The 20,898-nt window shown below is 57.3% G+C and carries 15 protein-coding genes; 10 read left to right on the forward strand and 5 right to left on the reverse strand.

Annotation, left to right across the window (positions count from 1 at the left end):
• Positions 1-142: 142 nt before the first annotated feature.
• From ABLQ08_RS04505 to ABLQ08_RS04515, 3 genes are all read right to left on the reverse strand, one after another.
• On the reverse strand, positions 143-925 hold the full coding sequence (locus ABLQ08_RS04505; RefSeq protein WP_352939922.1) for a TIGR02186 family protein: 783 nt from the start codon (positions 923-925) through the stop codon (positions 143-145).
• Positions 922-1,851, reverse strand: a complete 930-nt coding sequence (locus ABLQ08_RS04510; protein ID WP_352939923.1) for a sulfite exporter TauE/SafE family protein — start codon at positions 1,849-1,851, stop codon at positions 922-924. The genes ABLQ08_RS04505 and ABLQ08_RS04510 overlap by 4 nt, the downstream gene beginning before the upstream one ends.
• A gap of 372 nt (positions 1,852-2,223) precedes the next feature.
• A complete protein-coding gene (locus ABLQ08_RS04515) occupies positions 2,224-6,351 on the reverse strand; it encodes a peptidoglycan-binding protein (protein WP_352939924.1) in 4,128 nt (1,375 codons plus the stop codon).
• A 422-nt stretch (positions 6,352-6,773) separates the two neighbouring features.
• Between ABLQ08_RS04515 and ABLQ08_RS04520 the strand changes: the two genes are divergently transcribed.
• The 9 genes from ABLQ08_RS04520 (at position 6,774) to ABLQ08_RS04560 (ending at position 17,247) form a co-directional block, all read left to right on the forward strand.
• On the forward strand, positions 6,774-7,235 hold the full coding sequence (locus tag ABLQ08_RS04520; protein WP_352939925.1) for a MerR family transcriptional regulator: 462 nt from the start codon (positions 6,774-6,776) through the stop codon (positions 7,233-7,235).
• A 330-nt stretch (positions 7,236-7,565) separates the two neighbouring features.
• Positions 7,566-9,362 carry an acyl-CoA dehydrogenase C-terminal domain-containing protein gene (locus tag ABLQ08_RS04525; RefSeq protein WP_352939926.1) on the forward strand — a complete coding sequence of 599 codons (1,797 nt, stop codon included), beginning with the start codon at positions 7,566-7,568 and terminating at the stop codon, positions 9,360-9,362.
• 106 nt (positions 9,363-9,468) lie between these two features.
• A complete protein-coding gene (locus ABLQ08_RS04530; protein WP_352939927.1) occupies positions 9,469-10,107 on the forward strand; it encodes a glutathione S-transferase family protein in 639 nt (212 codons plus the stop codon).
• A 27-nt stretch (positions 10,108-10,134) separates the two neighbouring features.
• A complete protein-coding gene (locus ABLQ08_RS04535) occupies positions 10,135-11,343 on the forward strand; it encodes an acetyl-CoA C-acetyltransferase (RefSeq protein ID WP_352939928.1) in 1,209 nt (402 codons plus the stop codon).
• 3 nt (positions 11,344-11,346) lie between these two features.
• The gene (locus ABLQ08_RS04540; protein WP_352939929.1) at positions 11,347-11,745 is read left to right on the forward strand and encodes a cupin domain-containing protein; all 399 of its coding nucleotides are present in this window, start codon (positions 11,347-11,349) and stop codon (positions 11,743-11,745) included.
• Positions 11,746-11,763: 18 nt separating this feature from the next.
• Positions 11,764-13,974 carry an FAD-dependent oxidoreductase gene (locus ABLQ08_RS04545; RefSeq protein WP_352939930.1) on the forward strand — a complete coding sequence of 737 codons (2,211 nt, stop codon included), beginning with the start codon at positions 11,764-11,766 and terminating at the stop codon, positions 13,972-13,974.
• A gap of 157 nt (positions 13,975-14,131) precedes the next feature.
• On the forward strand, positions 14,132-15,265 hold the full coding sequence (locus ABLQ08_RS04550; protein WP_352939931.1) for an AraC family transcriptional regulator ligand-binding domain-containing protein: 1,134 nt from the start codon (positions 14,132-14,134) through the stop codon (positions 15,263-15,265).
• A gap of 529 nt (positions 15,266-15,794) precedes the next feature.
• Positions 15,795-16,070, forward strand: a complete 276-nt coding sequence (locus ABLQ08_RS04555) for a DUF6460 domain-containing protein (protein ID WP_352939932.1) — start codon at positions 15,795-15,797, stop codon at positions 16,068-16,070.
• Between the two features lie 130 nt (positions 16,071-16,200).
• A complete protein-coding gene (locus ABLQ08_RS04560) occupies positions 16,201-17,247 on the forward strand; it encodes a hypothetical protein (protein ID WP_352939933.1) in 1,047 nt (348 codons plus the stop codon).
• Here ABLQ08_RS04560 and ABLQ08_RS04565 read toward each other — a convergent pair.
• Entirely contained in the window at positions 17,224-18,216 is a 993-nt protein-coding gene (locus tag ABLQ08_RS04565) for a histone deacetylase family protein (protein WP_352940514.1), read from the reverse strand. The genes ABLQ08_RS04560 and ABLQ08_RS04565 overlap by 24 nt on opposite strands.
• Positions 18,217-18,347: 131 nt before the next feature.
• Here ABLQ08_RS04565 and ABLQ08_RS04570 point away from each other — a divergent pair, with 131 nt between their 5' ends.
• On the forward strand, positions 18,348-19,700 hold the full coding sequence (locus ABLQ08_RS04570) for an MATE family efflux transporter (protein WP_352939934.1): 1,353 nt from the start codon (positions 18,348-18,350) through the stop codon (positions 19,698-19,700).
• A gap of 107 nt (positions 19,701-19,807) precedes the next feature.
• On the opposite strand, the gene ABLQ08_RS04575 is transcribed toward ABLQ08_RS04570, so the two are convergent.
• Positions 19,808-20,896: a quinone-dependent dihydroorotate dehydrogenase gene (locus ABLQ08_RS04575; protein ID WP_417714897.1), complete on the reverse strand. Its 1,089-nt coding sequence runs from the start codon at positions 20,894-20,896 to the stop codon at positions 19,808-19,810.
• Positions 20,897-20,898: the final 2 nt, after the last annotated feature.

Raw genomic sequence — 20,898 nt, forward strand, 5'->3', positions numbered from 1 at the left:
AAAATATACGTTACGCAGCATAGCGGCGGCATCACCGAGTTCCAGGCAAAAGTGTCGATTTTTCAATTGGCGGAATGTGCCAAATGATCGACAGTCGGCAAAATATGTTTTGCCGGCCCGACCTTTCAGCGAAGAAAGAAAGTCAGTCCTTTCGGAAGATAACCCCGGCAAGCCAACCGGTGAATATCGCCAAGGTTACCGCAAGCAGTCCGTAGACCAGCGAATAATGTTGGGCGAGTTCAAAGGTAATCTGCTCGAAGCCGATTTTCGCGACAGCGAGTGTCTGCTCGGTCTGCGATACCAGATTGCCCTGGTTGAACAAGAAACTTTTGACCTTGTAGTCACCGACGGGGATGTTGGCCGGAAGGGGAATGTTGGTGCGGAACATCGTATCGGTCAGGAACTGGATGGAGGTTTCCTGTTCGGAATAGAGGCCCATGTCCTGACGCAGGCGGATGAATGCCCTCCTGAAGTCGTCGCGATCCGACAACGGCACGTTGGAAACCCCTGACACTGCCAGATTGATGTGATTGAGCCCAATGCCGTACTCGTCCAGAATGTTTCTGTGTGCAATCTCACCGATATCCGTCGTGCTCGCAACAGCATAGAAAGACGGGACATTCTGAAATTTTTCCGCTGCGCGGTTCACCCAGACGCCAAGAAATCGGCCTTTGCGCCGGGTGGTAATGTCTTGCGGCGGACCTTCAACGATGATGGCAAGCTCAAAGCTGCCCGGCGCGTTGGGCTGCCTCTCGATATGACTGGCCTGCCCGAAAATGACGATTTCCGTGCCGGTGAAATTGGACTGTATGGAAACCATGTCCGACGACAGGGCCGTCACCAGATCCCGGTTTTTCTCCTGGCCCAGGACCGATCCGCCGACAAAGGACATTGCGACCGCGAGCAACAGCATGATCCGGATCATGCGCCCGCTCCCTTGCGAACCGCAATGGAGTACAGGTCGTCCGGTACCAACAACAGATCGACCGCGAAACGCATCCCGACCCCAAGCACCAGGAGAGCCAGCAACAGGCGCAGCTGATCACCGCGAAGGTTCTGTCCCATGCGGGCCCCGAATTGAGCCCCGATCACACCGCCGATCATGAGTGTCATGGCAAGAACGATGTCGACGGTCTTGGTTCCCATCGAGTGAAAGACGGTTGCGGCGGCCATTGTGAACAGGATCTGGAACAGGGATGTTCCAATCACGATGTTGGTCGGAACGCGCAGCAGATAGATCAGCGCCGGAACCATCATGAAGCCGCCACCGATACCTAAAACGGTTCCCAGGAAACCGATCGTTGCCCCAAGACCGACGACCGGAATAACGCTCACGTAAAGCTTTGACCTGCGGAACCGGACTTTCAGAGGCAGTCCGTGGATCCAGTTGTGCTGTCCCGGTCTGCGTGCCTTTGGCGCCGCTCCGGACTTTCTCCGCCGGATTGCCCGGACCGATTCAAACAGCATCAGCCCGCCGATGGCCCCGAGGAATGTCACGTAGGAAAGCGAAATGACCACATCGAGTTGACCGACCGCTTGCAGCACATCAAACAGCACCACGCCGATCAGCGACCCGAACACACCTCCAGCAAGAAGAATTGTCGCCAGTTTGAAATCAATCGCTTTCCGCCGCCAATAGGTCATGACCGCAGAAGCCGACGACGCGACGACCTGCGTCGTCACGGTCGCGACGGAAACCGCTGGCGGGATCCCGGAAAAGATCAGCAGCGGCGTCAGCAGAAAGCCGCCCCCGATCCCGAACAGACCGGAAAGAAATCCCACAGCGCCACCCATGCCGAATATCACGAAGATATTGACCGGTATTTCGGCTATGGGCAGATATAATTGCACAGGGTCACGCCGGTTTTCAGTGCAGCTGAACTGCTTTGGGATTGGTTTGTGAACTCGGAAGTTAGATCAAATTGGTTAAAGACCCGTGCCGACCACTATGTCAACCAGTCGACCATGCAGTTTCGTTCCACAAGGCCAGTCAAACCGGTAACTGGTGCTATATTTTTTATCGATTTGGCATTACCGAAGCCAGCTTGGTCTCAGAGGACGCGGCGATCGATCATCCCGCTTTGCGGCCGGATGCCCACAACGTTTCCAGAACCGGTTCGCTCGTTTTGCTACACGTGCTTTGAAAAAACGACAGCCCCCGTTTGACAGGGGCTGTGGGAAAATTCCAAGGGAATGTCCTTGGATCCGGGGGCAGACCGGACTTCAGATCGCCTGACTGTTCAATTCGTCGACCAACTTCCTGTCCACTTCACCGGTCTCCGTCAGACCGAGGCTGCGCTGGAAGGCACGGATCGCACTTCTGGTCCGCGGTCCCATCTGGCCGTCCGGTGTGCCTGTGTCGAAGCCCAGGTAATTCAGCTTGTCCTGAGCTTCCTTGATCATCGCCGTATTATCGACGGTTGTTACCGATGCCTTGGCAGCAGGTATGGACGCACTGTCAGCCCATGATGGTTCCAACGTAACCTTGTTAGCCGCTGCATCCGGTGTTGTGAGCGTAAAGCCCTCTACGGCCAGCCGCGCATTGGCCAGCGTCTCCTGATCCATCATGTTGGCAACATCGTCACGGCGCTTGGCGGCCTCCGGATCGCCTTGATCGGCTGCGATCGCAAACCACTTGTAGCTGGCGACAAGGTCCTTATCGACCCCTATCCCACCTGCATAGAGAATACCCAGGTTGAAAAGGCTGTCCTTCACACCGTAGTTCGCAGCCGCCTCAAACCATTTGGCCGCCTCTGCATAGTTCGGTTCGCCACCGCCGCCTTCTGCATAGAGGACGGCAAGGTTGTGCATGGCTTTCGCATTTCCGGCTTCCGCGGCCCTTGCGTACCACGCCTTGGCCTTCGGCAAGTCCTTCTCGATACCACGGCCTTTCTCATAAAGGCTTGCAAGGCGATATTGAGCCGGAGGCAGGCCCTTGTCTGCTGCTTTCTGATACCACGCAGCAGCTTTCGCCATATCGGACGGGACACCGTTGCCTTCCGTATATTTGACACCCACCAGGAACTCAGCAGCGGGATTGCCACTTGCTGCAGCACTGCGCAGCGCCATCGGTCCGACGCCTTCCGGCGGCAGGCTCGCAATCAAGGCAGAAGGTGCATCACTCGTTGATGCGGCAGCAGGCTTGGTAGGTGTGAAGCTCGACGGATTGTCGGCTGGTTTCTCACCAAAGCTGCTGGCGACACCGGTGGGCGGCGCAAAGGTCAATTCCGCATCCGACGTTGCCGCGCTGCTGGCTGACGCTGACTGAACCTTGTCAGGCATAGCGATTGGCGCGGAACGTGGCTCTGCAGTCGCCTTCGCAGCTACCTCGGGCCCAACCTTCGGAGCTGCTGCGATTGCTGCCGGTGCCGTATTCGCCTCGATTTCTTCCGCATTCCCAGGGGCAGACCCACTATCTGTCTCAATTGCCGGAGCAACCTCCGTGACGGAAGCAACCGCAACCGCAGTCTCGGCCGAGTTGTCAGATGCCGTAACCGGCTGGGCTTCTTCCTGCGGTGCGGCAGCAAGGTCCTGCCCGCCGTCAGATGACCCCGCCACGAACCGATATGCCTGGAGAGTTCCCATCACCAGAACGACAGCGGCCGCTGCAAACAGAATGGCGCGGCGGCGGCTTCCGGATGCCTGAGAAGCTTCCGGGGCCGGGCGGTCGCCCGGCAGCACCTTGGTGTCTTGCGCTTCGTAAGCCGCGTCTGCGACATCTTCATTGTGAAGCTCCAGATCGTCTTCGTTCTGGATTTCAGCTGTTTCTTTCGGTGCCGCTGGCGGATTGTCCTTCTTGGTATCCTGCTCCTTGGCCTTGTCGCGCTTCAGGACATTGCGCAGCCAACCGATGCGAGCTTTGCCACGCTCTTCGTCCGCATTTTCAGGTTCAACGTTGAGCTTTTGCTTTTTCTCCAATTTCGCTGCCTCGGCAGAAGCGGCTTGCGCAGCACGGCGTGCCGCCGCAATGAAATCGGCCTTGCGATCCCGCGCCCGGTTTTCCTGCCGGTCTGCTTCCGGATCGGGAAGCACGTTCGGCTTCTCGTCAGATTGAGACTGCGACGGCTTGGTGAAAACCGGTGCCGCCTCCTCGAGGTCGAAAGGAGAGAAGCTCGCTGCGGTTGCCGTCTGTGTCTTAAGCGGACCGTCGACACGTTCCAGATTGTCCAATCGCTCGGTCAGCGAACCAAGGACGGACTTGACGCCATCAAAAGTATTGCGAGTTCTCTCTTCACTGCCCTCAGCGGCGTCCAGAAGGCGTTTCAGATCCCCCTGCAAGGCATTGATGTCGTCTTCGTACTGATCGTTCTGAGGAGCCGGTACAGCAGCGACGGCTTCCTGCGCCGCCTTCGTGGCAATTCCGGCAACGTCAGCCCGGGTCTGCTGCAATCCATGCTCGATCCGTTCCAGGACCGGCGAGATCTGCTCGACATCAAGAAATTTCGCCGAGTTGCTTTCAATCTGTTCGGCAAGAGCGGCAACTTTGGCGCCCAGCTGCTCAAAGCGCTCGTCATCCGCCGTATCCCCGCCCTTGGAAACGATCTGAGCGAGGTCAGAGATCCGTTTCTCCAATGCGTCGGTTGACACAGGTGCGGCCACACTCGCCCGCATGGAGCCGATCTCTTCACGCAGCTTGTCCAGGTCGGAGGTGGTAACAGTGTCCTGAGGCTGGTCAAGACGCGCAGTCAGATCATTCAACCGCTCTTGCAGTTGAGCCAGAAACTTGTTGTCCGGTCCAGCTCCTGAACGCATGGCTGCAGCATCGAGCACCGGAACGGGCCGCGATGTTTTCTTTTCAATGGCATCAATTTTGCCGGAAATACCTTCAAGACGCTGTTCCAACGCCTCAAACGCCCCGGCATCCGCGGACGGCATGGGGGCTGCCAGTTCCATCCGGTCCAGACGGTCGACAATCTCGTTCAGCCGCCGATCAACCTGAGACAGATGCTCGAGATCGACCGGATTTGCCCGGTCGTCCGCCATCATGCCGACAATATCTTCCAGGCGTCCCTGCAAACGCGAAATCGTTTCCGGTTCCGGCATACGTTCTTCCATCGCGGACAGACGGCTGTCCAACCCGCGCTGCTCGCGTGCCAGAACTTCCAGATCGTCCAGACGGCTGGAGACGAATTTCATCCGGTCGTCGATACCTTCGACCAGGCCCTTGATGTCGATTTGCTCAACGAAGCCACGTACATCGCGCAATTCAGCCCTGAGCGGTTCGATCTCCGCATGCCCCTTGCGCTGAAGCAACTCTTCCATTCGCTCGGCGATGGTGACTACCCGGTCTTCAAGCACAATCATGTGCTCGGAGCGCGGCAAAGCGGCAAAAGCGTCCTCAATTTCGTTCAACCGGGCAGTGACGCCGTTCAGGATCCTAGGATCGACCGAAGCTCTGGAAAGTTCGTCCAACCGCTGCAGAATGTGGGCGTAACCATGCTCAAGCGTCTGAAGTGCCCCTTCGACATTCGTTCGCCCGACCATGTCCTTGAGGTCTGCAACTTCCCTGCGGACTTCCTTTGCCAGCTGGTCGTTTTTCTTGTCGGCTCTCAAACGCTCGACCATATCGGCCAACCGGCGCAACTCCGCATTCTGCCGGCTCACGGTCTCGTGCGTACCGCGGGAGATGCCCCCGAGAGCGTCCCGCAAGGAGCCGAGTTCCTCGCGAACCTGATTGAGAGCCTGTTCCTGAGGCGCCCTCAGTGCATCGATCCGTCTCCCGAGGTCTTTGTAGACATGCATGGACGCATCGCGGCGCGCACGCGCGTTTCTCGCGCTCACCGGCTGATTGTCAAATTCGTAACCCGTTCCAAATGCGTCTTCGCCGTCTTCTGCCGGGTAGCAGTCTTCAGCATCGGGATATCCCCTATCGGGTGCCGTGCCTTCCGTGGCATACCGGTCCGGCCTGCGCGGCGACCCGCTGGAGGAATTGCGGAAACTTTCTCTCGGCATGTCAGCATTCACCAGACCCTTCACCTGCTCGTCCAGGCGATCCAGTGCTCCCATGACGTCGTCCATTTTCGTTTCACGATGGAACCTGCCTGTGTCGCGAACGGGAGCGCGCCTCTGCGGCTCAGCACGAACGGGCCGTACAGGCTCCACCGTCCGGGACGGAACTGCATCGGAGCGTTCGGACAGCAACCGGTCCAGTTCATCGGCGACAGCGTCCAGATCTTCGTCATGCCGGTTTTCAGTTCGTGGATCGATCCCTCGTCCCAGAGCTGTGGCGGTGCGGGTCAACCGCTCTATCCGGCTGCGCGCCGGTTCCCGGTGCGGCGTTTCGTAGAACCCGTCGCTTTCGTGCGCGTCACGGCCGTGGCGTCCTGCCTCGTGTGTCTTCCAAGCCGGCATATCTTGACCCTGGATTTACGGCCCTCCAGGCCGCTGATTTTGCAGGCTGCCCCTCATTCTCCCCCAAAGACGGAACGAGGCGCAGCGTTTTAATAGACTTTGTCGACTTAGGGTAAACAGGGCGTTAACCGGTCTTGCTAATTGCGAAAATGAACCGTTTTCGAATGAAAACCAGGACTTTACCAGAGCATTTCGAGCGAATCAGCTGACCAGGCGTTAACGAATAACAGGAACCAATGCTTACGCCACTGGACCTTAACGCAAACGTAAGCTAAATAGAGGCCAAGAAACCGGCTAATTACTGTGCGCTCACATACGTCAATGGAAATTCGCTGAAGACAAATTCCTCGGCACCGGTTTCACAGAACCGCAAAATATCAACAATGAGCCGGACAACGGCTGGAAATCGAGTACCAACTGCCATGAGCGAAGCGCTTTCAATTCTGAACGAAGACGATCTTGTGGATGTGGTGTCCGCAAGTGACGACAGCACCAAGAAAACCCAGTTCACGATCGGCGACCTGGCCAAGGAATTCAGCTGCACGCTGAGGACATTGCGTTTTTACGAAGACAAAGGTCTTCTGAACCCCAAACGCGACGGCATGAACCGGATTTACAATCGCCGCGACCGGGCGCGCCTTAAACTTGTCCTGATGGGCAAACGAGTCGGCTTCTCGCTGTCCGAGATCCGCGACATGCTCGACCTTTACGACCTGCGCGACGGACAGGTCACTCAGTTGCGGGTAGCTTTGTCCAAATTCAATGAGCAGATTTCGGTTCTCGAAGATCAGCGCAAGGACATCGAGCAAGCGATAGAGGAGCTCTCCCGGACCGTGGAAATCGTTTCCGGCATGTTGAAGCACAAGGAAGCCGAAGAGCGCTGACAGCTCCAGAAAATCGAATTCATCAGCGAAACGCCGGGCCGAAGGTCCGGCGTTTTTCTTTACTCATCCCGCAGGAATTGCCTTCGCACAGCCTCGCAACCATTTTAGACAACCCAAGCGAAAATCCTCAAAACTTCGTCATCGAAACACGAATCCGGTGCTGCCAACTCCCAAAAACATTCACATATGCATGTTTTGGGCATATTTTTTTGCCATCCCTTCCCTTGGGACACCACTTGCCGGAGCCAATCAAGACGCGTATATAGAGCCCAAGGTGACGTTTACGGAAACGTAAGTTACAGACAAACAGGCAGATCTGGGAGGATTTCCATGCCGAGCTATTCCGCGCCCGTTGAAGACACTCTTTTTCTGCTGAAAGACGTATTTGGCTACGAACGCTATTCCAACCTGCCCGGCTTCTCAGACGCACCGATGGATCTCGTCGAGGCGATCCTGCGCGAAGGTGGCAAGTTTGCTGAAGAGGTTATTCAGCCTCTCAACCAGAGCGGTGATCAGGAAGGCTGTACGCGACACGATGACGGCACGGTAAGCGTCCCCAAAGGTTTTCAGGACGCCTACAAGGCCTTTTGTGAAAACGGCTGGGGAACACTATCCGCACATCCGGACTTTGGCGGTCAGGGCTTGCCGCACACGCTTGCCACCATTTTCAATGAATACGCTTCGTCCGCAAACATGGCTTTTTCCATGTACCCGGGACTGACGGCAGGCGCGGTCGCCGCCCTGACGCTTCACGGTACGGAAGATCAAAAACAACGGTACCTGCCAAACATGATCGCCGGCACGTGGACCGGCACCATGAACCTCACCGAGCCGCATTGCGGAACCGATCTCGGCCTGATCCGCACGAAGGCCGTGCCGCAGGCAGACGGAAGTTACAAAATCTCCGGTACGAAGATCTTCATCTCGGCCGGTGAGCACGACATGGTGGACAACATTATCCATCTGGTGCTTGCGCGCATCGAGGGTGCGCCGGAGGGAACCAAGGGAATTTCGCTCTTCGTCGTGCCTCGGAACGAGATTGGTGACGACGGTTCTGTCGGTGAACGCAACGGCGTTTCCTGTGGCTCCATCGAACACAAGATGGGCATTCACGGCAATGCGACTTGCGTCATGAACTATGACAACGCCAGCGGCTGGCTGGTCGGCGAGGAGAACAAGGGCCTCAGGGCCATGTTCACCATGATGAACGAAGCCCGCCTCGGCGTAGCCGTCCAGGGGCTCTCCCAGTCCGAGGTGGCTTACCAGAATGCGGTAACTTATGCGAAGGACCGTCTTCAGGGACGCTCTCTCACAGGGCCGAAAAACCCGGACAAGCCCGCCGACCCGATCATCGTTCACCCTGATGTCCGTCGCACACTCATGTCGATCCGGGCATTCAACGAAGCAGCGCGCGCGTTCATTATCTGGACCGCGTTGCATGGCGACGTTTCCCACCGGTCCAACGACGAAGGCGCCAAACAGTTTTCCGACGACATGATGGGTCTGATGACCCCGGTGCTGAAGGGTGTCCTGACGGACACTGGATTTGCCAATGCGGTGAATGCACAGCAGATGTATGGCGGACACGGCTACATTGCCGAATGGGGAATGGAGCAGTTTGTGCGCGATGCCCGCATCGCCATGATCTACGAAGGCGCCAACGGCATTCAGGCCCTGGATCTTGTCGGCCGAAAACTGCCTGCCAATGGTGGCCGCGCAGTCATGAGCTTCTTCAACGAGATCAACACCTTCCTCAAGGAAAACAAGGATAACGAAGACCTTGCCGGCTTCACCGGACCGCTGAAGAAGGGGGCAGACGACCTGCAGGCGGCGACCATGTGGTTCATGAACAACGCCATGAAAAACCCGGACAATGCAGGTGCCGGATCGGTCGACTACATGCACCTCTTCGGTCTCGTCGCGCTTGGTTACATGTGGGCGAAAATGGCCAAGACCATCAAGGAACAGTTAGCGCAGGGTGCGGGTGACAGATCAGATTGGCTGGAAAACAAACTCACCTTCGGCACATTCTTCATGGAGCGCACCATGCCGGAAACCGCTGCACATCTGGCCCGGATCTCCTCCGGCTCGGACACGATCATGTCCCTGGACGCAGACGCGTTCTGATCTCGCCCGGCCCGGCTTGTTCCGGGCCGGAAATCAACCCAAGCAAATATGAAACTCCCGGTGTAGGCTCGCTCCGGATTCGATTTGTCAGGGAGATTTTCAAGTTATGGCTGAATACGTTCTTCATTGCATGGCGCAGTCGGGGCACTCCTACAAGGTGGCCCTGATGCTGGAGCTGTGCGGAGCAGACTGGGAGCCGAGGTGGGTCGACTTTTTCAATGGTGAGACCCGCACCGAAGAATTCCGTACTAACTTGAACGAGATGGGAGAAGTTCCTGTTCTCGTGCAGGGCGATAAAATTCTGACGCAGTCGGCCGTGATCATGGACGATCTCTTTGGGACGTTCGGCAAGTTCGGCTGGAACAACGACGACGAACGCCGGGAAGTGCTGCGCTGGACGATCTTCGACAATCAGAAAGTCTCCGGTGTTATCGGCCCGCTCCGCTTCATGCGGACGCTGATCAAAACCGGTGAAAACGATGTCACCGCGTTTCTGGATGGCCGGGCGCAATCCGCACTATCGATCCTGGACAAGCATTTCTCCAAGAACGAGTTCGCCATCGGCTCGAAGCCGACCAGCGCCGACTTCTCATTGTGCAGCTATCTCTACTACGACGGCGAGCTCGGGATCGATTTCGCGCCGTACCCGAATGTCACAGCCTGGCTGGAACGGATCAAGTCCCTGCCCGGCTGGAAACACCCCTACGACCTGATGCCCGGCCATCCGATGCCGGATGCAAAATGACACTGATCTGATCTAGAGGAGGATCTGATGCCTGAAGCCTATATTTATGATCACGTGCGGACCCCGCGTGGCCGTGGCAAGAAGGACGGCGCGTTGCACGAAGTGCCTTCCGTCCGCCTTGCCGCGACAGCACTGGAAGCCATCCGCGACCGCAACAATCTCGACACCGCAAAAGTGGACGACGTTGTGCTGGGTTGCGTGGATCCGGTCGGGGAAGCCGGTGGCGATATCGCCCGAGCTGCTGTTTTCGCCGCTGATTACGATACCTCGGTTCCAGGCATGCAGATCAACCGCTTTTGTGCCTCCGGGCTGGATGCCGTCAACATGGCATCCGCCCAGGTCATGGCAGGTCAGCACAAGCTGGTCGTTGCCGGAGGCGTGGAAAGCATGAGCCGTGTCGGCATCGGCGCTTCGGGCGGCGCCTGGCCGATCGAGCCGCAAGTTGCCATCCCTTCCTATTTCATGCCGCAAGGCGTTTCGGCTGATCTGATCGCAACGAAATACGGCTTCAGCCGCGACGACTGTGATGCTTATGCGGTGGAAAGTCAGAAGCGTGCCGGAAAATCATGGGAAGAAGGCCGTTTTTCCAAATCCGTCGTTCCGGTGAAAGACATCAATGGCATCACGATTCTGGACCGCGACGAACACATGCGGCCCGAAACAGACATGCAGTCCCTCGCCTCGCTCAACCCCTCCTTTGAGCTGATGGGCAGCATGGGAGGCTTTGACGCGGTCGGCATTCAGGCGCATCCGGAGATCGAAGCCCTCAAGCACGTTCACCATGCAGGCAATTCTTCGGGCATTGTCGATGGTGCGGCGGCAGTCCTCATCGGCTCCAGCACCGCCGGCCGTTCCTCCGGCCTGAAAGCGCGTGCACGGATCAAGGCCTTCGCCAATATCGGTTCCGAGCCGGCCCTGATGCTGACCGGCCCCGTGGACGTGACCGAAAAGCTTTTGAAGAATGCCAAGATGGAGATGAAGGACATCGACCTCATCGAAATCAACGAAGCCTTTGCCTCGGTCGTTCTGCGCTATCAGCAGGCCTTTGACCTCGACCCGGCTACAGTCAATGTCAATGGCGGCGCTATTGCCATGGGCCATCCACTCGGAGCAACCGGCGCGATGATCCTTGGAACGGTGCTGGACGAACTGGAACGCCGCAACCTGAACACTGCCCTGGTGACCCTTTGCATCGGAGCAGGCATGGGAACCGCGACGATCATCGAACGGGTCTGAACCATGATCAACAACGTCGACAGGGAATTTGCCCAGATCACCGACTACTGGTCGCCCCGAGTGGTGGCAGACGTCAACGATCAGAGCGTCAAGCTCGCCAAGTTGAAAGGCGAATTCGTCTGGCACGACCATGAGAACGAAGATGAATTGTTCTTCGTCGTCAAGGGTAGCCTGACCATTCAATATCGCGACCGGGACGACGTCGTTCTGGGAGCAGGAGACATGCACGTGGTGCCGAAGGGCGTCGAGCATAACCCGATCGCGAAAGACGAATGCTGGGTGATGTTGTTTGAACCCGCTGAAACCAAACACACGGGCGACGTGGTCGTGGATGGCACGAAGTCGGCAGCGGAGCAGCGCGCCCACTTGCAGCCGAACAGCACACGTTCCACCGGCGCCTGACCCGAGGAGGATTTTCGAATGAGCTACAAGAATTTCACTATTGAAACCGACGACGACGGCATCGCTCTGATCACATGGGACATGCCGGAAAAGTCCATGAATGTGATCGACCTCACAGTCATGGATGAGCTTGACGCGATTATCGACCAGGTTGCAGGAGACGATGCCATCAAGGGCGCGGTCATAGCATCGGGCAAATCGGCTTTCTCCGGCGGCGCTGACCTGACCATGCTGGAAGGTCTCCTGAAGGACTTCCACATGAAGCGCGCTCAGGATCCGGAAGCAGCCGCCAGGGCGCTATTTGACGGTTCGCGCAAGCTGACGCTTGTCTACCGCAAACTGGAAACCTGCGGCAAACCGTTTGTGGCAGCTGTATCCGGCACTTGCATGGGCGGCGGAACCGAACTCGCTCTCGCCTGTCATGGCCGCGTTGTCGATGAAGGCCTGAAGATAGGCCTGCCGGAAGTGAAGGTCGGACTGTTTCCAGGGGCCGGAGGAACGCAGCGCGTGATGCGCATGACCGACGGTCAGCAAGGCATGCAGTTCCTGCTCCAGGGCCGCACCTTGCGGGCACCGCAGGCCAAACAGATGAAACTCGTTGATGAGGTAACCGGCACCAGAAAGCTGGTTACTGCTGCGAAGAAGATGCTGAATGCCGGTGTCGATCCGGTCAAGGACTGGGACAAGAAAGGCTACAAGCTGCCGAACGGCAAGATTTATTCACCCGCCGGCTTCCAGTTCTGGCCCGCTGCAAATGCAATCTATCGCCGCGAGACGTTCGACAATTATCCAGGCGCCCGCTATCTGCTGCATTCGGTCGTTGAAGGTCTGCAGCTGCCGATGGATCTCGCCCTTCAGGTGGAGAGCAGATACTTCGCAAAAGTGCTGCAGACACCGGAAGCTGCCAACATGATCCGCTCGCTGTTCGTTTCCATGCAGGAGCTGAACAAGCTGGCGCGTCGTCCGGTGGACCAGCGCCCGAACAAGATCAAGAAGGTCGGCATTCTGGGCGCAGGCTTCATGGGCGCCGGCATCGCCTATGTCACGGCACAGGCCGGCATAGATGTGGTTCTGATCGACCGCGATCAGGAAGCTGCCGACAAGGGCAAGGCGCACTCCGACGAACTGATCAGCAAGGCGATCAAGCGCGGACGGGCAACAGAGGAGCAGAAGGAAAAACTCCTCTCCAAAATCAACGCGACCGCCGACTATGAGGCTCTTGCCGATTGCGACCTGGTGATCGAAGCGGTGTTTGAAGATCGCGAGATCAAGAAAACCGTGACAGAGCAGGCCGAAGCGGTGATGAAGTCGCGCGCGATCTTTGCCTCCAACACTTCAACATTGCCGATCACTTCACTCGCACAAGCCTCCAAGCGGCCGAAGAACTTCATCGGCATTCACTTCTTCTCGCCTGTCGACAAGATGATGCTGGTGGAAGTGATCCTGGGCAAGCGCACGTCCGATCGGGCCCTGGCCATGGCGCTCGACTACATCAAGGCGATCAAGAAGACGCCGATTGTCGTCAACGACAGCCGCGGCTTCTATACCTCCCGCGTGGTGATGACTTATATCCGTGAAGGCCTGATGATGCTGGCAGACGGCGTTCCGGCTGCAATGATCGAAAACGCAGGCAAGATGGCGGGCATGCCCGTTGGTCCACTTTCCCTTGGGGATGAAGTGGCCCTCGACCTTGCCTGGAAGATCGTTTCCGCCACCCGCAAGGACCTTGGCGTGAAGTATGTCGAAGGGCCGCTCGACAACATTCTGGAAGAGATGGTGGTCAAGCAGGAACGCTTCGGCCGCAAGAACGGCAAGGGCTTTTACGACTACAAGGGCAAGGACAAGAGCCTCTGGCCCGGAATTCCGGATGTCACCGGCCAGCCGAAATCTGCTGACAGCTTCAACATCGAGGAACTGAAGCAGCGCCTTCTGGTCATGCAGGCGCTGGAGACGGCCCGCATCTTCGAGGAAAAGTGCCTAACGGATGTTCGCGAAGCCGATGTCGGTTCCATTCTGGGTTTCGGTTTCGCACCCTATAGCGGGGGGACGCTCAGCTATATCGATACGATGGGCACCCCGGCATTTGTTGAACTTTGCAAGAAGTTCACCCGCAAATGGGGTCCAAGGTTCAAGCCCAACAGGCTGTTGCGCGAGATGGCCAAGGAAAACGCAACCTTCTACGGCAAGTTCCCTCCAAAAGCCGAAAAGCCTGCAAAAGAAGCGGCTTAGGGAAAATACTTACACCGCCTCCCTTGGGAGGCGGTATTTTTATACTTTCGTATATTCAGCAGAATAGATGTTAGCAATTTGTGCTACAACTTGATCCACGCTGACTTGTCATGCAAATTTCCCTAAAGATAGGTGCACGGGCCGGCTGGAGAACTGGATGCCGCTTGAAGGCGAATGGGCGCGCGCGGATGTGTTCCGTGTTCTGCGTGATACTTGTTCAAATCTGGATTTGGACTGGCCGTATATCGCCCAATTGTACAACTTCGAACTCGCCAGCCTGGAAGACCCCGAGGGTATCGTTCCGATAACGGCATGGCATGGCGTGTTCGAACATGTGGCGAGCGAACTGGGCGACGATGCCGCCATGTTCGACCTGTTCAACAATATCGATATCGGCTGCTTTTCCATATTCGACTATCTGTTTGCCTGCGCCCCGACGCTGCGAGATGCCTGCCAGGCCTGGGTCAAATTCATCCCCATCCGGACCAATGCATACCGCATGATCTTCACGGAAACGGAAACCAGCGGCTATGTTGAGTGGCCGATCCTGGAAGGTCGAGGCGAATGGCGGCAAAACATGTTTGCGCGGGTCGGCTGGGCGACAAGACAACTTGAGCATGCCCTTGACATGCAGGTCCCGCCGGTGCTGATCGAACTGGCCGCCACGCCTCCCCAGAGCACATCTGCGTTTCAGAAGAAGTATCAGGGCCGGTTGAATTTCGGAGCGCCGCATAACCGTATTTCATTCCCACGCTCCCTGCTTTCGCGTCCCTTGCGGCGAAACGATGCGCATCTTTACGAGATCATCCTGAAAGCCGCGTCAGGCGAGATGGACAAGTTCGGCCAGATGGAGTCACCGCTGTCCCGAATTGCAAATGAGGTTGCATCCAATCTTTCGCACGGAGCTTGCACGCTCCCACAGATCTCCGCCAAGCTGGGCATGTCTCAAAGGGCTGTTCAACGCCTTCTGGAAAAGGAAGGAACAAGCTTTCGCAAGTTGAGTGAGGAGATCCGCCGTTCCGCCGCCGAGCGCTACCTGCGCAGCACCGACCTGCCGATGAAGGAAATCGCTTACCTGCTCGGCTTTTCCGAACTGAGCACCTTTTCCAGAGCCGTCAAGACCTGGTTTGGGGTCTCTCCCAGAAAAGTCCGCGAAGCGTCGCTCTCGCCCTGTGAGATGAAATCAGATCCGGACAGGCTGGCTGCAGGTGTTCGAATTACCTCCGTTCCAGCCGCGGTTGGTGCTTCGCCCGGATACACGAAGTCCAAGACGTCAGTCGGCGCCAAATAATCCGATCCACTCTACCGGGAACTCGTCTGGGAATTAGGGCGCGGTGACGGTCTCGGGCTTACCATCGCCGCGCCTAAGATCGAACATTCAGGTGCGCAGACACTCAATACTTCCAGTTCAGCATCTGCCTCGTGCCGGCGAGTTAACAGCGGCGTTCGCGAAAACGCAACATGCCCCAGCTGACATCGGACCCACCCCGCAATGTGATTTTTTCTTTGCCGGCAGCGCGGTTGCGCTGAATTGGAAGTCTATCTTTCACCACGGGTAGAGGTAGCGCCTGCTCGCTCGCAAGTGGGTTTGCGCTCGAGCCGGTTTGTGCTGACCTGAGCCCATTCATACACCACTCCCCCCGAGGTGTCTTTGGCTGGAAACGAGAGGGAATTAGCTTTTTGCGACATATCGTCCAACCGAAAGGCGTTTAACTGTCCGTTTTACCGATGGCACAAATCCGGTCACACATTGTAATTGGCGTGCAACGTGCCTAACTTCCCGCTAAGAGATACACGATCCAGACAATCAGGAGACAAAGATGTCGGACTCCGGCCTTAGCCGATTTTTGGGGGGCTCGCCCGCGCAAGTCTTGTTGCGGCTGGTGTTCCTTTCCTTTGTTGTCGGGATCGTGCTTTCCGCCCTGAACCTCGATCCGCTCGATCTGGTTCACATGACCATCAACTTCGTTGAGCGTCTATGGGACATGGGTTTTCATGCCATAGGACGTTTGGGTAATTACCTGGTGATCGGCGCAATCGTGGTTGTTCCAATCTGGCTCGTTTCGCGGCTGCTGGCGATGGGCAAATCCAGATAACCTGACACGCCGGCGCTCTACCACGCCGGTTCCCCCCCGCACCCAAAACAACCAAAACGCGAAATTAACACTTTCTTAATCAAGATTAAGAAGTATTAGGCATGCCCTTCCGAGCCGTTGCAGGCCAAGTATGTCGATCTTTTCAATTCTTCAAAATTCCAGCCGCCAACAGTTCAACTTGCGCAGCGGCACTGCTGCACAGGACAACTCGAAACATCTGGCGCAGGCGGAAAATCTGACCAAGGCGATCAGCTCTTCCGGGCAGAACACCGCTGAGGCGGAAGAAGCGGCCAAATCCCTTTTTGAAAGCTACAAGGAAGCTGCAGACCTCAGCAGCAGCTTGTCGCGATCCGTCAAGGACAACCAGGACGCCTTGCGCAAGCAGCGTGTCGAACGGATCCAGCAACGTATCAAGCAGCTGAAGGAGATGTTGAGGTTCGCGACGCCAGAGCAAGCCAAGCGCATGCTCAAGGAACTCAAGCAGATTTCGAAGGAATTCAAAACCGCTTCGCAGGACCTGAACAAGGCAGGCCAGGGACAGGGACCGGGGGCTCTTTCCTCAACGACGACCAGTTCAGCGAGTGCGGTCAGTTCTGTCATAGAAGCTGCAACCGGAACCGGCGCTATTGCCGAAACCCGAAGCGCAATGGCGGTTGACATCACAACGTTGCAAACGGAGGTGATCAACACCTCGGCGTCGCGCAACTCAGTTCCTCAATCTCCTACCGGAAACAACCCCGAAGACGAAGACAGGCAGACACCATCAGGAACCTCCCTTTCGAACCGATCATCCGATCAAGAGGAGAAGACCGACGCGGACCCGGCATTCGATGTGAAAACAGCTGTTCAGGCCTATACCGACAGGCTCAACGAAAGCGATAGTGCGCACCGGCAGAACCGAGCGGCGCGGATGCAAAAGGAACACGAAGAACTCGGCAAGATTGCCGCAGAAATCAAACTGCTTGCGGACTGGTTGGAAAGCCTGGCTGAGAAGGACGACGACGAGGCAGAAAAAGACCTCAAGGATGTGAGAGACGATCTGAAAGACGGCCTCGACGAGTTGAATGCCCCTGGCTTGAAGAGCGCTCTCGGCCCGGTAGCCGGTGGCGCCACAACTTCCGTATCAACGGTCTCAAGCGTCTCGATAAACCTCTCAACTTCCCAGATAGTCGTCTGATACGGCCTTTCGGTCATCCAACTGAATGGAGAGCTCCTCCGCCGTTCTCACACTGCGGGTGGCATCCCCGGCAACGGTTCTTGCCGTTCTGTGAAGCGTCACGTGCCGATCGGCAAGTTCATCGATGTCGGTCGAATAGCCTCCACCCAGAACCCCTGCCAGCGGCAGCCCCGCGTTTCTGATCGTTTCAATCACGACACGGTCTCTGCGTCGCAGCCCTTCGCGGGTCAAGGCGAGCCGCCCCAGGCGGTCTTCAGCAAATGGGTCGACGCCTGCATTGTAGAATACGATGTCCCAGGTCTCCCGGCTGAGCAGCTCCGGCAGGACCTGTGCCAGGCGTTCCAGATACGCTTCATCGCCGGTAAGATCCGGCAGGCCGATATCGAGATGCGAAGGGACCTTCCGAACCGGATAGTTCTTCGCCGAGTGCATGGAGAACGTGAACACGTCGCCATCCCCTTGAAAGATGTCCGCCGTTCCGTCTCCCTGATGCACATCAAGGTCGATGACCAGTGCCTTGCGGATTGCTCCGTCCGCCTGCATGACCCTGATCGCGACCGCGACATCGTTGAACACGCAGAAACCAGCCCCGTGACGCCATCTGGCGTGATGGCTGCCGCCAGCCGTGTTGCAGGCAATTCCGTGTTCCAATGCCAGATATCCGGTCAGAACCGTGCCACCTGTCGCGCAGCGTGCTCTCAAAGCGATGTCTTCGCGCATCGGAAAACCGATTTCCCGCGCGATCTTCTCCGGCACCTCGGCATTGAAAACCTGGTCCACATAAAGGGGATCATGCGCAAGCGCGACCCATTCGAAGGGCGCCGGTCTCGGGCGGAAAAAGGATCCGTTGTCAAGCAGGTTTTCCTTGCGGATAAGATCGGCAACTGCTCGAAACTTATCCATGGGAAAACGGTGATTGGCAGGAAGGTCGGCGCAATAAGCCGGGTGATGAACGATCGGAAGCATCATTGCGCGCAATATAACGCACTCCTCCCGTCGGGAAAGCCTGATCCCATGCTTTGCCCTTCCACAAGCAAGAAAACAATTGACGAACCCTGTGTGCTGGACAAAAAGGACTGCTGTTTCAAAGTGAGCCATTCATGTCCAGTTCTCTCGCGACCCCAAAGGCAGCAGGGCAAGCATTTTCGGTGACGCACCGCTCGGTGCTCGCCATTGCCGTGCCGATGACCCTTGGCTATCTGTCGACGCCGCTTCTCGGCGTTATCGACATGGCCGTGATCGGTCGGCTTGGCGATGCGGCGCTGCTCGGCGGGATCGCGATGGGTGGCATCATTTTTGACCTGGTTTTCACCGCGTTCAATTTCCTGCGCTCAGGAACGACCGGGCTGACAGCACAGGCCCTGGGTGCCCGCAACGAGGAAGAAATCAAGGCAACGCTCCTGCGCGCCCTTGTTGTTGCTTTAGTCGGCGGGATCGCCGTGATCGCAGTTCACGCGCCGGTGCGGGATGTCGGACTATGGTTTCTCGGGGGCAGTGCCGATGTTCAATCCGCAACCAGCCGCTATTTCGACATTCGGGTGCTTAGTGCGCCATTTCTATTGGCAAACTATGCGATTTTGGGCTGGTTCATCGGCCGCGGTCGCGCCGGGACCGGTCTGGCGCTGCAGCTTTTCCTCAACGGTCTGAACATCGGCTTGAGCATCTGGTTTGTCATTGGCCTGAACTGGAGCGTTGAAGGCGTCGCGCTGGCGACTGTCCTGAGTGAAATCATGGCAACAGCCCTCGGCCTGGTTCTGGTGTTGACGAGCGTAAAAAAAGGCTCGTGGCCGCCCGCATCGATCATATTCGATCGCCGCCTGCTGTTGCGCATGATGGCACTGAACCGCGACATCATGATCCGGTCCTTTGCCCTTCTTTACGCCTATGCATTCTTCATGGCGCGATCCGCCGATCAGGGCGATGCGGTACTTGCTGCAAACGCGGTGCTTGAAAAGTTCATTCTTGTATCCGGATACTTCCTGGACGGCCTGGCAACAGCGGCCGAACAGCTTGCTGGACGCGCCGTCGGTGCGAAATACCGGCCGGCCTTCGACCGGACGCTGAAATTGACCGCCCTCTGGAGTTTCGTGATGGCCGGCATACTGGCAGCGATCTATTCGGTTGCCGGACCCGCAATGATAGATTTCATGACCACCGCGCCAGAAGTCCGCGAGCTCGGCTACACTTATCTGATCTGGGCGATCATCGCCCCTCTGCTGGGAGTCCTTGCCTTCCAGATGGACGGTGTTTTCATTGGAGCCACGTGGTCGGGGACCATGCGCAACATGATGCTATTGTCCCTCGCCATGTTCATAGCCGCCTATTATGTGCTCTACCCACTCCTGGGAAATCACGGACTATGGATCGCGCTGGAACTCTTTCTGGGACTGCGCGGCATAAGTCTGCTCGCGGCGTGCCGGAAACGCGCGGACAGGACCTTTGCCGTTGCTTAGAAACGAACTGTGTCCGGCGATTTGATTGGACACACGGCGCGCGTTACCCCTTCCGGTGAAATCCGGGCGGGGCTAATGCTAAGGCGTCGACTGATACCTCGGCAACGCTAAGCTGCCTCGGATGCCCACGCTTCGACATTGACGTCCCGCGCCTCGCGCAAAGAGCCCAGGCCATGTTCGTCCAATTTCGCCGCCAGACCGGTCACGATCTCTTCAACGAGCGCCGGCCCCTTGAAAACCAGTGACGAATAGAGCTGAAGCAGGTCCGCGCCGGCCGTTATCTTGATCCAGGCGGTTTCGGCGCTGTCGATACCGCCGACACCGATAATCGGCAGGTCCGGCCCAGCAAGCTTTCGAGCGCGTGCCAGCATGATTGTCGACTTGCGGAACAACGGACGTCCCGACAATCCACCGGCTTCGGACGCAGGCCCCGCCCCGCTCAGGCCTTCCCGGTCAATTGTTGTATTGGAAACGATCAGACCCTCGACATTCTTGGCGAGGACTTCCTCGACAATGTCATTCAGATCTTCATCCGCGACATCCGGAGCAATCTTCAACAATACCGGCACATGACGGCCAAGCTTGCGGGTGCATTCGTCCCTGGCGGTGATAACTCCGGTGAGCAGTTCCGCCAGCGCGGATCGGGCCTGCAGGTCTCTCAACCCGGGTGTGTTCGGCGATGAGATATTGACCGTAAAGTAAGACGCCATGTCGGCAAATTCGTATATGCCTGCAACATAATCAGCCACCCGGTCTTCCGCATCCTTGTTGGCTCCGACGTTGATGCCAACGATACCGGTCAATCTGGCGCGTGCGTTCAAACGACGACGCAGGGCTTCGTGCCCCTCGTTGTTAAAACCGTACCGATTGATAACACCCTGATCACCGGGAAGGCGAAAGACACGCGGTTTGGGGTTCCCCGGCTGTGGTCTCGGCGTGACCGAGCCAACTTCGGTAAATCCAAATCCGAGATTGAGAAGAGCGTCCGGAACTTCTCCGTTCTTGTCGAACCCCGCGGCCATGCCGAGGGGATTTGGAAATGTCAGGTCCCAGAGCTTGACCGACAGGCGCGGGTCCACATCAGCCCCACCTCCGGGCAGCAGGCCGGACTTCAGCGCCAGAACCGTCATTCTGTGAGCGGTTTCCGCATCCAGTTTGTGAAGGCCCTTCAGGACTGCGTTTTCAAGCCAGCGCATCG

Origin of the sequence: Roseibium sp. SCP14 (assembly GCF_040329475.1) — a bacterium.
In the GTDB taxonomy this organism is placed as follows: domain Bacteria; phylum Pseudomonadota; class Alphaproteobacteria; order Rhizobiales; family Stappiaceae; genus Roseibium.

Excerpts from the sequence above, each read along its gene's own strand:
- ABLQ08_RS04505 (WP_352939922.1), bottom strand. The coding sequence starts at position 925 with ATGATCCGGATCATGCTGTTGCTCGCGGTCGCAATGTCCTTTGTCGGC.
- ABLQ08_RS04515 (WP_352939924.1), bottom strand. The coding sequence starts at position 6,351 with ATGCCGGCTTGGAAGACACACGAGGCAGGACGCCACGGCCGTGACGCG.
- ABLQ08_RS04520 (WP_352939925.1), top strand. The coding sequence starts at position 6,774 with ATGAGCGAAGCGCTTTCAATTCTGAACGAAGACGATCTTGTGGATGTG.
- ABLQ08_RS04525 (WP_352939926.1), top strand. The coding sequence starts at position 7,566 with ATGCCGAGCTATTCCGCGCCCGTTGAAGACACTCTTTTTCTGCTGAAA.
- ABLQ08_RS04530 (WP_352939927.1), top strand. The coding sequence starts at position 9,469 with ATGGCTGAATACGTTCTTCATTGCATGGCGCAGTCGGGGCACTCCTAC.
- ABLQ08_RS04535 (WP_352939928.1), top strand. The coding sequence starts at position 10,135 with ATGCCTGAAGCCTATATTTATGATCACGTGCGGACCCCGCGTGGCCGT.
- ABLQ08_RS04540 (WP_352939929.1), top strand. The coding sequence starts at position 11,347 with ATGATCAACAACGTCGACAGGGAATTTGCCCAGATCACCGACTACTGG.
- ABLQ08_RS04545 (WP_352939930.1), top strand. The coding sequence starts at position 11,764 with ATGAGCTACAAGAATTTCACTATTGAAACCGACGACGACGGCATCGCT.
- ABLQ08_RS04550 (WP_352939931.1), top strand. The coding sequence starts at position 14,132 with ATGCCGCTTGAAGGCGAATGGGCGCGCGCGGATGTGTTCCGTGTTCTG.
- ABLQ08_RS04555 (WP_352939932.1), top strand. The coding sequence starts at position 15,795 with ATGTCGGACTCCGGCCTTAGCCGATTTTTGGGGGGCTCGCCCGCGCAA.
- ABLQ08_RS04560 (WP_352939933.1), top strand. The coding sequence starts at position 16,201 with ATGTCGATCTTTTCAATTCTTCAAAATTCCAGCCGCCAACAGTTCAAC.
- ABLQ08_RS04565 (WP_352940514.1), bottom strand. The coding sequence starts at position 18,216 with ATGATGCTTCCGATCGTTCATCACCCGGCTTATTGCGCCGACCTTCCT.
- ABLQ08_RS04570 (WP_352939934.1), top strand. The coding sequence starts at position 18,348 with ATGTCCAGTTCTCTCGCGACCCCAAAGGCAGCAGGGCAAGCATTTTCG.
- ABLQ08_RS04575 (WP_417714897.1), bottom strand. The coding sequence starts at position 20,896 with ATGCGCTGGCTTGAAAACGCAGTCCTGAAGGGCCTTCACAAACTGGAT.